13 protein-coding genes are annotated in these 13081 nt (G+C 62.8%); 11 read left to right on the top strand and 2 right to left on the bottom strand.

The genetic code is table 11. The features are described 5' to 3' along the window. The first annotated feature begins 70 nt into the window (after positions 1–70). The 3 genes from KQI12_RS00365 (at position 71) to KQI12_RS00355 (ending at position 3441) form a co-directional block, all read left to right on the top strand. The gene (locus KQI12_RS00365; RefSeq protein WP_216569805.1) at positions 71–709 is read left to right on the top strand and encodes a corrinoid protein; all 639 of its coding nucleotides are present in this window, start codon (positions 71–73) and stop codon (positions 707–709) included. A gap of 225 nt (positions 710–934) precedes the next feature. After that, complete coding sequence (gene ilvD / locus KQI12_RS00360) at positions 935–2656, top strand: dihydroxy-acid dehydratase (protein WP_216569802.1); 1722 nt, start codon at positions 935–937, stop codon at positions 2654–2656. Positions 2657–2673: 17 nt separating this feature from the next. Further along, positions 2674–3441 carry an HpcH/HpaI aldolase/citrate lyase family protein gene (locus KQI12_RS00355; RefSeq protein ID WP_216569800.1) on the top strand — a complete coding sequence of 256 codons (768 nt, stop codon included), beginning with the start codon at positions 2674–2676 and terminating at the stop codon, positions 3439–3441. Positions 3442–3508: 67 nt separating this feature from the next. On the opposite strand, the gene KQI12_RS00350 is transcribed toward KQI12_RS00355, so the two are convergent. Then, the gene (locus KQI12_RS00350) at positions 3509–4420 is read right to left on the bottom strand and encodes a LysR family transcriptional regulator (protein ID WP_216569799.1); all 912 of its coding nucleotides are present in this window, start codon (positions 4418–4420) and stop codon (positions 3509–3511) included. 287 nt (positions 4421–4707) lie between these two features. Between KQI12_RS00350 and KQI12_RS12665 the strand changes: the two genes are divergently transcribed. The 4 genes from KQI12_RS12665 to KQI12_RS00330 are packed head-to-tail and all read left to right on the top strand — an operon-like array spanning position 4708 to position 10831. After that, positions 4708–6441: an efflux RND transporter periplasmic adaptor subunit gene (locus KQI12_RS12665; protein ID WP_216569798.1), complete on the top strand. Its 1734-nt coding sequence runs from the start codon at positions 4708–4710 to the stop codon at positions 6439–6441. Positions 6442–6453: 12 nt separating this feature from the next. Further along, positions 6454–7149, top strand: a complete 696-nt coding sequence (locus KQI12_RS00340; RefSeq protein ID WP_305849778.1) for an ABC transporter ATP-binding protein — start codon at positions 6454–6456, stop codon at positions 7147–7149. Continuing rightward, positions 7146–8360 carry an ABC transporter permease gene (locus KQI12_RS00335; RefSeq protein WP_216569797.1) on the top strand — a complete coding sequence of 405 codons (1215 nt, stop codon included), beginning with the start codon at positions 7146–7148 and terminating at the stop codon, positions 8358–8360. Before KQI12_RS00340 ends, KQI12_RS00335 begins: the two co-directional genes overlap by 4 nt. Before the next feature lie 23 nt (positions 8361–8383). Continuing rightward, positions 8384–10831: an S-layer homology domain-containing protein gene (locus tag KQI12_RS00330; protein ID WP_216569796.1), complete on the top strand. Its 2448-nt coding sequence runs from the start codon at positions 8384–8386 to the stop codon at positions 10829–10831. Positions 10832–10905: 74 nt separating this feature from the next. On the opposite strand, the gene KQI12_RS00325 is transcribed toward KQI12_RS00330, so the two are convergent. Continuing rightward, positions 10906–11124, bottom strand: a complete 219-nt coding sequence (locus KQI12_RS00325) for an AAA family ATPase (protein WP_253290747.1) — start codon at positions 11122–11124, stop codon at positions 10906–10908. 180 nt (positions 11125–11304) lie between these two features. Here KQI12_RS00325 and KQI12_RS00320 point away from each other — a divergent pair, with 180 nt between their 5' ends. From KQI12_RS00320 to KQI12_RS00305, 4 genes are all read left to right on the top strand, one after another. Next, on the top strand, positions 11305–11982 hold the full coding sequence (locus KQI12_RS00320) for a TIGR00266 family protein (RefSeq protein WP_216569795.1): 678 nt from the start codon (positions 11305–11307) through the stop codon (positions 11980–11982). Positions 11983–12008: 26 nt separating this feature from the next. After that, on the top strand, positions 12009–12419 hold the full coding sequence (locus KQI12_RS00315) for an ATP-binding protein (RefSeq protein WP_216569794.1): 411 nt from the start codon (positions 12009–12011) through the stop codon (positions 12417–12419). Between the two features lie 93 nt (positions 12420–12512). Continuing rightward, the gene (locus KQI12_RS00310) at positions 12513–12749 is read left to right on the top strand and encodes a hypothetical protein (RefSeq protein WP_216569793.1); all 237 of its coding nucleotides are present in this window, start codon (positions 12513–12515) and stop codon (positions 12747–12749) included. Positions 12750–12769: 20 nt separating this feature from the next. After that, a complete protein-coding gene (locus KQI12_RS00305; RefSeq protein ID WP_216569792.1) occupies positions 12770–13069 on the top strand; it encodes an STAS domain-containing protein in 300 nt (99 codons plus the stop codon). The last annotated feature ends 12 nt before the right edge of the window (positions 13070–13081 follow it).

Genomic DNA, 13081 nt, shown 5'->3' with positions numbered 1-13081 from the left:
GTCCATTCTCTGCTATGATGATACATAATATCCATGCATCCTGCATTTTTATGAGGGGGATCCGATCATTATGAGCACACTGAACGAGATATCCGAGGCGCTCCAGAAGGGACGCGCCAAGCTGGTCAAAGAGCTTGTCCCCAAGGCTCTGGAGGAGGGGATCGCCCCTCGCGCCATCCTGGAGGACGGCCTTCTGGCCGGCATGAACGTGGTCGGTGAAAAATTCAAGTCCGGCGCCATGTTCGTCCCGCAGGTCCTGATGGCCGCCAAGTGCATGAACGCCGGCACGGAGATCCTCAAGCCCCACCTCACCAGCGAGAACTCCGAGCCTCTGGGCCGGGCCTGTCTGGGCACCGTGAAGGGCGACCTCCACGACATCGGCAAGAACCTGGTCCGCATGATGTTCGAGGGCCAGGGCATCGAGGTGGTGGATCTTGGCGTGGACGTGGCGCCTGAGACCTTCGTCCAGACCGCCATCGAGAAGGACTGCTCCATCATCGCCTGCTCCGCTCTGCTCACCACCTCCATGCCCTCCATGGGCGCGGTGGTAGAAGCCGCAAAGGCCGCCGGCATCCGTGACAAGGTGAAGATCATGGTGGGCGGCGCGCCCGTCACGGAGCGCTTCTGCAACGACATCGGCGCCGATGCCTATACTCCGGACGCCGCCACCGCTGCCACTGTGGCCGCCGGTTTTTTGAGCGCGTCCTGACTGCCGCGCTCCAATATCCGCGCTCCAAGGGTCTCCCGCACCGGCTGGTGTGGGAGATTCTTTCCATTTTTTCATATTTTTCCACCTGTTTTCCGACCGGTCGTCCCTTTTTCAGCGCTTCCCGATCCAGTATTATTTTTTGTGATCCATCCATAAGAAATGCGGTCTGTCCTTTTGTCCGATCACCTGCTACAATGGCAAAAAAACGAAAAGGAGATCGTTGTTATGCAGCAAAAGAGTGCTCCGCAGAGGAAATTCTGGGCACAGTTCGATGCGTTGGAGATGGGGACCGGCTGGGACGACACCGACATCGTGAAGCCCCAGATCATGATCGAGAGCGTCTATGGCGACTCCCACCCCGGCTCCGCCCATCTGAACCAGTTGGTAGAACAAGCTGTCTATGGTGTGTATGAGAAGGGCGGCAAGCCTGCGAAGTACTACGCCACCGACATCTGCGACGGCTGTACGGAGGGACACGACGGCATGAACTTCGTCCTGGCCTCCCGCGAGGGCATCGCCAACATGGTCGAACTCCACGGCTCTGCCGTCCCCTGGGACGGCATGATCCTGTCCTCCAGCTGTGACAAGTCCATCCCCGCCCATCTGAAGGCCATCGCCCGGATGGACATCCCCGCCATCTTCATGCCCGGCGGCTCCATGCGGCCCGGTCCCAATATGACCACCTCTATCGTTGCCGGTGACATCTCCCTGCGTGAAAAGCGTGACGGCGCCATCACCGAGCAGGAGATCCGGGACTATAAGCTGACCGGCTGTCCCTCTGTGGGCGCCTGCGCCTTCCTGGGCACCGCCTCTACCATGCAGTGTCTGGCAGAGGCTCTTGGCATGACCCTGCCCGGCGCCGCTCTGGTGCCCGCCACCATGCGTGACATCCTCCAGTATGCCCGCTACGCTGGCCGAAAGATCATGGAGCTGGCCGAAAACGGGATCACGCCCAGTCAGATCCTGACCGAGTCCGCTTTCCGGAACGCGATCATCATCCACTCTGCAATGGGCGGCTCCACCAATGCCACCCTCCATCTGCCCTCCATCGCCCGAGAAGCCGGCATCGAGCTTCCTATCGAGCTCTTCGATGAGATCAATCACAAAGTACCGCATATCGGCAATGTCTATCCTTCCGGAACTCAGTTGACCGAGGCCTTCTGGTTCGCCGGCGGCATCCCCATGGTCCAGTGGCGCCTGCGGGACATGCTGGATCTGGACGTGATGACCGTCACCGGCAAGACCCTTGGCGAGAACCTGGAGGACCTGCACAAGGACAACTGGTTCGAGCGCAACCTGGGCTACCTGCACAACTACGGCCTGGAGCGCGATCAGGTCATCTTCCCCGTAGAAAAGGCCCATGAGAAGGGTTCTATCGCGATCCTGAAAGGAAATCTCGCGCCCGAGGGCTCCGTTCTGAAATACGCCGCCTGCGCAGAGGACCAGCGCGAGGTCATCAACGCCAAGGCCCGTGTGTTCAACTGCGAGGAGGACGCCTACGATGCCGTCGCCAAAAAACGGATCGAGCCCGGCGAGGTCATCATCATCCGCTACGAGGGTCCCCGTGGCTGCGGCATGCCTGAGATGGTCGCCACCACTGAGGCCATCTGCTGTGACGAGCGGATCAACGGCTCTGTGGCCCTGATCACCGACGGCCGGTTCTCCGGCGCCACCCGCGGCGCGGCCATCGGCCACGTCTCCCCTGAGGCGGCCGCCGGCGGCCCCATCGCCTTCATCGAAGAGGGCGACCTGATCTCTTACAGCGTCAAGGACCGCACCATCAACGTGACCGGCATCCACGGCGTGCCCTGCTCCATCGAAGAGGCCGCCAAGGTCCTTGGGGAGCGTTCCAAGAAAGGCATCATCCCCCGTGAGCCCCGCAAAGGCTTTTACAAGATGTATACCACCCACGCCCGGAGCGCTATGCAGGGCGGCGGACTGGAATAAGGGAGAGAGGCTCCTCCATGGATGATATCTTATCAACAAAGCGGCAGCAGGGTCTCCCCGCCTATGGGACCTTTACACAGTTGAAGAGCACTGCCGCCATCGAGAACATCGCCTGTGTCCCCTTCGATTTCGTAATCATCGACTCCGAACATCAGGAGATCGGCACGGACCTGATGACCTCCGCTGTCGCCGCCGCCGAGGGGGCCGGACTGGCGCCCTTCGTGCGGATCGGCGAGATCTCCCGCCGGTCTGTGCTCCATCCGCTGGATGCCGGGGCGGCCGGACTGATCATACCCGCCGTCAAAACAGTAGATGAGGTGCAGACACTGATCCGATACGCGAAATTCGCACCGCTGGGGGACCGGGGCTACCTGCCTACACGGGACTGCCGATGGGGCACCGCCGCCGACTTTTCCCCCACCGCCTATATGGCAGAGGCGAACCGCAAGACCCTGCTGTTCCCTCAATGTGAAACGGCAGAGTGTCTGGCACAGATCGAGACGATCGCCGCCCTGGAGGGCGTGGATGGGATCTTCGTCGGGCCGATGGATCTCTCCATCTCCCTGGGCTGTCCCCTCCAGCTGGACGCCCCCGTCGTCCGGCAGGCCATCGCGCGTATCCTCGCCGCCTGCAAAGTCAGCGGGAAGCTCTCTATGATCTTTGCCGGAGACGCTCAGACCGCCCGGTCCTTCCTCGATATGGGATTCGACTCTGTGGCCGCAGGCGCTGACATTTTCCTTCTGATCCAAGCCTATCAGCAGCTTTACCAACAGCTAAACGCATAAAAAGGACGCCCCGGACCCTGTGGATGACATCACGGGTCCGGGGCGTTCCCCATGTTCCGCTCCGGTCTCAGCACTGTCCCGTCCTTTTCGCGGCTTCTTCACAGATGAGGCGCTCCAGGCAGGCATGGGCCGGTGTCCGCTGGAGATCCCGGCGGGCGATCAGCAGTTCCCGGCGCACCATCGGCGGGTCCAAATCGAAGATCCGTACGTCTCCTCCCTCTCCGGCTGCCGACGCGGGCACCAGTGCGGCCCCTACTCCGATCGAGACCATCCGGCGCATATAGTCTTTCCGGTCCAGCTCACAGACCACCTGCGGACGAAACAAGATCGTCTGGAAGAGGCGTTCCTCCATCTTCCGAATGGTGGATCCCCGGTCGGAAAAGAGGAACCCCGTGTTCCGAAGGGCCCGGCCGATCTCCCTCCACGCGATCGACGCATCCTCCGGATGCGCCGCACAATACGGATGGTCCGGCGGCAGGATCAGTACCGCCCGTTCCTGATACAGACTGGTATATCCCTGTCCCGGCGGATCGTCATCATCGGTCAGGGCGCTGATGGCCAGATCGACCCTTCCCTCCCGCATCATCGGACGCATCTCATCATAGGTCTGCTCCACCAGATCCAGCGTGATCCCAGGGAAACGTTCCTTCAGCCTCGGCAGGATATGGATCATCAGTTCCGACCCCCAGGCTGACACAGCCAGGTGCAGTGTCTCACATCCCCTCAGCGCGGCTAGTTCCTCCTCTGTGGCCGCCTGCGCGCGGTAGACCGCCTCCGCGCCCCGCAGATAGACCTCCCCTGCCTCTGTTGGGATCCATCGCCCCTTCCTCCGATGGAAAAGCGTCACCCCCAGATCGTTCTCGATCTTCAGCAGGTACTGGCTCAGGGCCGACTGTGTGACATAAAGTTTTTCTGCCGCCCGGGTCAGGCTCCCCTCGTCCGCGATCGTCAGGATATACTCCGGGTTCTTGATCTCCATCTCTCATGCCTCCATCCCGCTCCGCGCGCGTTTTCTCCGCCATCATTATAGCATAGCGCCTCCCGCCCGTGCAGACGGCCTGTCGGTCCCCGCAAAAAATATCCTCCGTCCTGAGAACTTTTTCCTCGTTTGGGCGTCTAAAAGAGAAAGAGGCCGTCGGCAAGTCGAGATTTAAGATTTCGTTAAGGATCTGTCATCCTTTTGCAAATACTTCCTGCCGTCCGCCATGCTACAATGTAGACATAGACCTGTACGGGACCGATCCCGCCGATAGGAGGAACACGAACATGACGGAACAGAACGCCCCCGCGCTCGTGCCGGAGGAGAACAGCGCTCCCCAGATGACGCCGTCCCCGGAGGCTCCCAAGCCCGCCGGTCCGGCCAAAAAGCCCATCAAGAAGCGGAAGAAGGGCCGTTGGAAGAGTCTCCTCGCCCTGGTCCTCATCCTGGCCGTCCTGGGCGGAGGCGGCTGGGCCCTTTGGAAGTTCGTCCTGAGCCCCGCGCCGGTGGACCAGGGGGACATCTACTCCCAGCCCGCCTACATCGGCTCGATCCAGAGCACCGTCCAGGGCAGCGGCAACGCCAAGGCCAAGGAGGCCGCCACCATCACCCTCACCGAGGGCGGCGAGGTGCGGGAGGTCTTCGTCTCCGCCGGTGAGACCGTCACCGCCGGACAGCCCCTCTACACCATCTACAGCGAGGCCGCTGAGAAGGCCGTCACCACCGCCCGGGACAAAGTGGACAGCCTGAACAAGGACCTGCGGAAGCTCCAGGAGCAGGTGGCCGACCTGGTGGTCAAGGCCCCCTTCTCCGGCAAGCTCACCAACGTGAAGGAGTTCACCTCTGACGAGGACGTGTCCAGCGGCACGGAGATCTGCACCCTGGTCAACGACACCAAGCTGAAGCTCTCCCTCTATTTCAGCTACGCCTATGACGGCAAGATCTCCGTGGGGCAGACCGTCAACGTCAGCATCCCCGCCGTCATGAAGGACTTCACCGGCAAGGTGGAGAAGATCAACAAGGTCAGCTACATCTCCCCAGAGGGTGCCGTCCACTTCGAGGTGGTGGTGGTCTTCGACAACCCCGGCACTCTCACCGCCGGGATGGACGCCTCCGCCTCTGTGTCTCTGGCCGACGGCTCCACGGCCTATCCCTATGCCTCCGCCAAGACGGAGTACTATGAGACCCGTACCATCACCACCAAGGCCAGCGGCCCCCTCGTGTCCTCCAGTCTGCTGAACTACGCCAACGTCACCGCCGGCACCCCCCTGGTGACGCTGGGGTCTGACAGCCTGAACGACGACATCCAGGCCAAGCAGGAGGAGATCGCCGACGCCCAGTCCGCGCTGACCGACGCCCAGAAGGCTCTGGCCAACTTCAACGCCGTCTCCCCCATCGACGGCACCGTCACCTCCTGCAACTTGGTGGAGGGCCAGGAGGTCAAGAGCGGCGACACCGTGATCATGATCTCCAACACCTCTACCATGCTGGTCACAATCGACGTGGACGACCGGAACATCTCCTTCATCAAGCCCGGCGACATGGTGGACCTGACCGACTACAACGACAACCTGTTCATGGGCACTGTCACCTCCATCGACATGAGCAAGGCCGAGAGCAACAATGGCATGACCAACTACCCGGTGATCCTGACGGTGGACAATATGGACGGCTCGCTGATCGAGGGCTCCTACCTCCAGTACTCCTTCGTCACCAGTCAGTCCGACGACTGCGTGCTCATCCCCGGCAGCGCCGTGAAGAGCGTCATGGATACCGACGGCAATGCTCAGACCGTGGTGTTCGTCCACGCTGACGAGCGTCCGGAGAACGCCATCGACCTGGATCTGCCCGAGGTCCAGGAGGGCGAGCGCCGCACCTACCCCACCGAGGCCGAGGGCTACTGGCCCGTTCCGGTGGAGATCGGCATCTCCGACACCAACAACGTGGAGATCAAGTCCGGCGTGGAGGACGGTCAGGAGGTCTTCGTCAACTATACGGTCACCGACTCCAGCTACAACTGACGAGGTGGCGCTATGCTGATCGACATCAAAGATATCTATAAGATCTATAATGAGGGGAAGGAGAGCGAAGTCCGGGCCCTGGATGGCGTATCGCTCCAGATCGACAAGGGGGAATTCGTGGCCATCGTGGGCCAGTCCGGCTCCGGAAAGTCCACCCTCATGAACGTGCTGGGTTGTCTGGACGTGCCCACCTATGGAGAGTACTTCCTGGACGGCACCGATATCACCTCGCTCAACGACCGCCAGCTGGCCCGGATCCGCAACCGGGAGATTGGGTTCATCTTCCAGGGCTACAATCTGATCCAGGAGCTGGACGCGTTGGAGAACGTGTGCCTGCCCCTGATCTACCGGGGCGTCCCCGCCCACGAGCGGGAGGAGCTGGCTCTGGAGGCTCTGGCCCGGGTCGGTATGGATGAGCGGGCCCACCACCGTCCCAGCGAGATGTCCGGCGGCCAGCAGCAGCGGGTGGCCATCGCCCGGGCCATCGCGGCCCGGCCGCCGGTCATCATGGCCGACGAGCCCACTGGCGCTCTGGACTCCAGGACTGGCAAGCACGTGCTGGAGATCCTGCGGGAGCTCTACCGGGAGGGCACCACCGTGCTCCTCATCACCCATGACGACGGCATCGCCGCCACGGCCCGGCGGGTGGTGCGCCTCTCCGACGGCGTGATCGTCTCCGACGCGGCACAGGAGGTGGACTGGGAATGAACCTGCTGCAAGCCTTCAAGATGGCCTTCAAGTCCATCGCCTGCAAGAAGATGCGCTCCTTCCTCACTATGCTCGGCATCATCATCGGCGTGGCGTCGGTGGTGATCATGGTCTCGGTGGTCCAGGGGCAGAACGCCAAAAATCTCGAGTATTTCGAGAAGATGGGCAGCAATAAGATCAACGTCTCCGCCTATGTCTGGAACGGGCAGGACGTGTCCACCCTGCTCTATGACTATTGTCTGAGCATGCCCGAACTGGTGGACGGCGTGACTCCCAACATCCAGGTGGGGCAGGACATGACCATCAAGTACGGCGCCCAGACGCTCTCCACCAACAACTGGGACAACTGGGAGGACATGATCCAGGTGGTCCTGGGCTCCGACCAGTATGGCGTGTGCAACAACTACGAGCTGGGCGGCGGCCGTGACCTGTCCTATCTGGACATCCAGGACACCAACAACGTCTGTATCCTGGGCGGCAAGATCAAAGAGACGCTCTTCAACTTCATCGACCCGGTGGGGCGGGAGATCACCGTCAACGGCCGTCCCTTCCAGGTGGTGGGCTGGTATCAGCGCAAGGATCTGGACGGCTGGCCGGAGCTGGACAACATCGTCCTCCTGCCCTACACCTTCAACCGGACGCTGAACAGCAACAGCACCATCGACTCCTATGTGGTCAAGGCCAAGAGCGCTACCGCCACTGTGGAGGCCATGACCCGGCTGGACGCCTATCTGAAGGGCTTCATCAACGACAACAACGGCTACTCCAACGTGAGCAGCGACAACTCCAGCGCCAACGACATCCAACAACAGAACACCATGCAGGCCATGGTCCTGGGCGGCATCGCCGCCATCTCCCTGCTGGTCGGCGGCATCGGCATCATGAACATCATGCTGGTCACCGTCACTGAGCGCACCCGGGAGATCGGCATCCGCAAGGCCATCGGCGCCGAACGGCGGAGCATCATCGCCCAGTTCCTGATCGAAGCGGCGGTCATCTGCGGCATCGGCGGTCTGCTGGGCATCGGCATGGGGTACGTCGGTACCCTGATCGCCGGAAAATTCCTGCTGGGCGAGTCCATGCTCCTGCCCAGCACCCCCATCGCCGTGGGCGCTTTCCTGTTCTCGGTGGTGCTGGGCGTCCTGTTCGGCATGTATCCCGCCATCAAGGCCAGCGGTCTCCAGCCGGTGGAAGCCCTCCGGGCGGAGTGACCCAAGAAAAAGGAGAGAAATGAATGAAACGGGAACGTATCCTGGCCGGGGCCCTGTCCACGGCCATCCTGGCGGGCCTGCTGGTCCTGCCCTCCGCGGCGGCGGGGAGCTCCGCCTTCACCGACATCCGCGACTCGGATACCGCCGAGGCCGCTGAGCTCCTCCGTCTGCTGGGCGTGGTGGACGGCACCGGCGGCATGTCCTACCGCCCCAACGGCACTCTGACCCGGGCCGAGTTCTGCAAGATGGCGGTCGACGTCATGGACAAGGGCGGTCTGGAGCCCGCCCAGCGGGGCCGCACGATCTTCCTGGACGTGGGCGCCCGGCACTGGGCACGGGGCTATGTGAACCTGGCCTCCTCTCTGACCACTACCGGAGAGCTGGCGGGGACCTCCTCCGGTGCTTCGGATCAGAACGGCGGCGACAAGGCCGCCGACCGGCTGATCATGGGCGTGGGCAACGGCTGCTTCGAGCCCGACCGCCCCATCACCTACGGCGAGGCCGTGGCCATCCTGACCCGGATCCTGGGCTGGACCACCGGCGACGTGGCCGCCGGCGCCGAGTGGTACGACGGCTATCTGGCCGTGGCCGCCCAGAGCGGCCTCACGGACGGCCTCTCCCTCGGTGGGAAGGCCACCCTCACCCGTGGACAGGCGGCGGAGCTCTTCCGCAACCTGCTTTTCACCGACCGGAAGGGCGGGGACAAGACCTATCTGGAGAGTGACCTGGGCGGTACCCTCACCGACGACACCGTGCTGATCAGTCTGGACAGCAACAAGAAGTCCGGCACCCACACCGTCACCGTGGCCAGCGGCACCGACACCCGCACCCCCAAGACCAGCCGCGGCGGCCTGTCCACCTCCCTGCTGGGCGTCCGGGGCCAGATGGTCCAGGACAAGGACGGCAAGTTCCTGACCCTGCGCCCCAACGAGGAGGACACGATCCGCCGGGTGACGGTCTCCGGCACGGTGGACGCCAACTACATCACCGCCTCCGGGGAGAAGATCACGGTGGACCCCGACACGGTAGTATGGAAAGACGGCGAGGCCACCACCTTCGAAAAGGTCTGGTCCTATCTCTACAGCGGCGCGCCGGTGACGTTGTGCTACGGTCCTTCCGGCGATCTGGACTATGTGTACCTCTCCTCCGCCTCAGAGGCCAGTGACGACGTGCTGGTGGCCCGGACCAAGCCCAACGGCACCTCGGATCCCTTCGCGGCGCTGGCCAAGGGCCGCACCGACTACCAGATCTACAAGAACGGCGTGCCTGCCTCGGTCTCCGACCTGCGGCAGTACGACGTGGCTACCTACGACAGCGGGGCCAACATCATCCGGGTCTCTGACCTGCGGCTCACCGCGATCTACGAAAATGCCTCTCCCAATCCCACGGCGCCCTCCAAGATCACCGTGCTGGGCCAGGAGTTCACCGTCCTGCCCGGCGCGATCGACGATCTGACCTCCTTCCGACCCGGCGACCGGATCACGCTCCTCTTCACCAGCGATGGCCGGGTGGCCGGGGCCCTGTCCCCCGACGTGGCCAGGTCCACTACTGTAGGCGTGGTGGAGGCGTGCTCTGCCGGGAGCGCGAAGATCAAGCCTCTCCTGGACTTCTACAACGCCAAGGGCGAGAAGGTCACCTTCTCCGGTGACCCGGGCCTGAGCGAGAGCTCCGCCGCCAAGATGGTGGGCCAGCTGGTGACGATCTCCTCCGGCAAGGAGGGCCGCATCAGCCTGAGCCGCCTGACCGTCAATGGCGGGAGCAGCGTCTCCGGCTCCATGGACGTGGCCGGCCGGACCATCGGCGGCACGCCGCTGTCCGAGAACGTGCGGATGTTCGAGCGGGTGGGCAATGGCGAGCCCAAGGAGATCGACTTCGACCAACTCACCCGGACCACCGTGCCCGCCTCCAAGATCCTCTACGCCCGGAAGGACTATGCCGGCAAGTATGATATCCTGGTCTTCGATGACGTGACCGGCGACCAGTACGACTACGGCTACGCCTTCTATGTGAGCGCCGCCAAGGACGACGGGGACTCCATGTCCTACAGCAACGCCACCATCGCCGTGAAGAACGGCCGCACCGTGAAGGACGGCTCCGGCGTGCCCGGCACGGCGGACCGGCTGGTCACCGGCTCCTCCTTCCGCAACGGACAGGTGATCGGCATCGCCGCCTCCATCGAGACGCTGGACGGGGCCCATAAGCTGGCCGGATCCGTCACCGACCTGCGGTCGGCGTCCGGCGTGAAGCGCTCGGCCTACGACCCCGATGACCACACCCTCCGGGTGGGCGACCAGACCTTCCCGATCTCGCAGGAGGTGTGGTGCTACAACAAGACCACCGGCCACTGGTTCACCGGCGAGACCGGCTATGACCGCTTCGAGCAGGTCCGGGCCTACTCCGACAGCCTGACGGTCTGGTTCGACCAGTCCCCCGAGCAGGGCGGCAAGATCCGCCTGGTAGTGGTGGAGTGAGCCATATCCTCCCAAAAACGCATAGACAGCCGAAATGGCCGGACGCTCTCCGCGTCCGGCCATTTCCCAGTCTGTCAAAACAGTTCTGCGATGATATCCACGCACTTATCGATCCCCAACACGCCGCTGTCCAGCGTCAGGTGATAGTTCTGGGCGTAGCCCCACTTCATGTTCATGTTGGTGTAGAAGCGATGATAGGCGGCCCGGCGCTTGTCCTTGTCCCGCAGGCGCTCCTCCGGGGACTGCTCCCGTTCGCCATACACCTTGACGATGCGTTCCGCACGGAACTTCATATCCTAACACATCATCATATCCGCTGTAATGTCTCCCCTCGGTCCTGTGGGGAGACATTTTTTCGGCATTTTGCCAATATAGTCCTCTGTTCGAGGTTCCATGACCCGCGAACCTGTGGTATGATGGAGATACGATACCAGTCTGTGCGGGGGCCTGTCCCCCGGAAAGGAATGGATGATATGAAATACGAACTCAAAGGCGGCGCGTTCCCTGTGGTGGTCTGTCAGCTGACCGATGGAGAGCAGATGGTCACGGAAAAGGGCTCCATGGTCTGGATGTCCCCCAACATGGAGATGGGGACCTCCGGCGGCGGCCTGGGAAAGATGTTCTCCAAGGCCTTCTCCGGTGAGAGCATGTTCCAGAACATCTACACCGCCAGGGGCGACGGCATGATCGCGTTCGGCTCCAGCTTTCCCGGCCGGATCCTCCCTCTGGAGATCCAGCCCGGCCGGGAGATCATCCTCCAAAAGACTGCCTTCCTGGCCTCCGAGACCGGCGTGAAGCTGTCCATCCACTTCAATAAGAAGGCCGGCGCCGGCTTCTTTGGCGGCGAGGGCTTCATCATGCAGAAGCTCTCCGGCTCCGGCATCGCCTTCGCCGAGGTGGACGGCGAGCTGGTGGAGTACGACCTGGCCGCCGGCCAGCAGATGGTGATCGACACCGGCAACGTGCTGGGCTTCGAGGAGTCCGTCTCCATCGACATCCAGCAGGTCAAGGGCCTGAAGAACAAGCTCCTGGGCGGTGAGGGCTTCTTCAACACCGTCCTCACCGGCCCCGGCAAGATCTGGCTCCAGACCATGCCGATCTCCAGCGTGGCCTCCTCGATCCAGCCCTTCCTCCCCACTGGCAACAGCTGATCGGCCGCCGCAGAAAGGAGCCTTGGATGAAAACGATCCGTGTCCCCGCGGAGACCGGTCAGCTCTCCAGCATCAACGACAGCATCGGCGCCGTACTGGCGCAGTATGGCTGTTCCTCTAAGACCCAGATGGAGATCGAGCTGGCCGTGGAGGAGATCTTCGTGAACATCGCCAGCTACGCCTATCCTCCCGGCACCGGCGAAGCCGAGATCCAGGTGGAGGCGGGCGGCGATCCCCCCTCGGTCACGATCCGCTTCCTGGACAGCGGGAAGCCCTTCGACCCTCTGGCCCGTCCGGAGGTGGATGTGACCGCCTCTGCCGAGTCCCGGCGGATCGGCGGTCTGGGCATCCATCTGGTCAAAAGGCTCATGGACCAGACGACCTACGCCCATGAGGATGGGAAGAACATCCTCACCATCCGCAAGACACTATCCTGAACAGAACGCAGGTCCGATCGATGTGATCTGTCGAATGCGCGCTGGACGGCACCCGGCAGTCTCTGGCCCTCGCGCTCAAAGAAGCCGAGTATTTTGGCGACCTCTTGGACCTCGGAAAAAAGCAGACCCTCCATCTTCGTCCGCCGACACCAGCGCCTTCTACCAGGGCGTGTCCGGCAGTGCGGAGACCGCCAGGGCCTCCAGCGGGAAGAGAAGGCCCAGCAGTGGGACGAGCTGGAGCGCTCCGTCCTCAGCTGCCTGTCCGACGATATCCAGGTGGGCCTCCGCTCCAGCGAGTTCTCCATCGCCATCATGAAAAAGGCCGAGTGAGGCCGGAAAGGGATCATACTATGACCATCGGCAAAACGCTGGAGGGCTCCCCCCTTCCCCCGCGTCTGACAGGCCGTCCGGACACCATCACCGCCACTCAGCCGGAGGAGGTCCTGAAAGGCTCTCTGTCCGGCGTGACGGAGCTAGTGCTGGATCGGACCGATCTGGAGCGCCTGTCCTCCACCGGCCTGCGGGCGATCCTCTTCGGACAAAAGCAGATGAACGAGCTGGGACACATGATGGTCCGCCGCCCCAACGAGACCATCCTGGAGGTCTTTGACGTGACCGGCTCCTCCGATCTGCTGGACATCGGGGCATGAGCGGGGGCAGCG

Origin of the sequence: Pseudoflavonifractor sp. MSJ-37, assembly GCF_018917965.1 — a bacterium.
Lineage (GTDB): Bacteria > Bacillota > Clostridia > Oscillospirales > Oscillospiraceae > Pseudoflavonifractor_A.
Note: the sequence above shows the minus strand (reverse complement) of the source record. Positions and strands in the feature narration are given on the sequence as shown.

Bases quoted from the DNA above. Each gene is read 5' to 3' on its own strand.
- KQI12_RS00365 (WP_216569805.1), top strand. From the start codon at position 71: ATGAGCACACTGAACGAGATATCCGAGGCGCTCCAGAAGGGACGCGCC.
- ilvD (WP_216569802.1), top strand. From the start codon at position 935: ATGCAGCAAAAGAGTGCTCCGCAGAGGAAATTCTGGGCACAGTTCGAT.
- KQI12_RS00355 (WP_216569800.1), top strand. From the start codon at position 2,674: ATGGATGATATCTTATCAACAAAGCGGCAGCAGGGTCTCCCCGCCTAT.
- KQI12_RS00350 (WP_216569799.1), bottom strand. From the start codon at position 4,420: ATGGAGATCAAGAACCCGGAGTATATCCTGACGATCGCGGACGAGGGG.
- KQI12_RS12665 (WP_216569798.1), top strand. From the start codon at position 4,708: ATGACGGAACAGAACGCCCCCGCGCTCGTGCCGGAGGAGAACAGCGCT.
- KQI12_RS00340 (WP_305849778.1), top strand. From the start codon at position 6,454: ATGCTGATCGACATCAAAGATATCTATAAGATCTATAATGAGGGGAAG.
- KQI12_RS00335 (WP_216569797.1), top strand. From the start codon at position 7,146: ATGAACCTGCTGCAAGCCTTCAAGATGGCCTTCAAGTCCATCGCCTGC.
- KQI12_RS00330 (WP_216569796.1), top strand. From the start codon at position 8,384: ATGAAACGGGAACGTATCCTGGCCGGGGCCCTGTCCACGGCCATCCTG.
- KQI12_RS00325 (WP_253290747.1), bottom strand. From the start codon at position 11,124: ATGAAGTTCCGTGCGGAACGCATCGTCAAGGTGTATGGCGAACGGGAG.
- KQI12_RS00320 (WP_216569795.1), top strand. From the start codon at position 11,305: ATGAAATACGAACTCAAAGGCGGCGCGTTCCCTGTGGTGGTCTGTCAG.
- KQI12_RS00315 (WP_216569794.1), top strand. From the start codon at position 12,009: ATGAAAACGATCCGTGTCCCCGCGGAGACCGGTCAGCTCTCCAGCATC.
- KQI12_RS00305 (WP_216569792.1), top strand. From the start codon at position 12,770: ATGACCATCGGCAAAACGCTGGAGGGCTCCCCCCTTCCCCCGCGTCTG.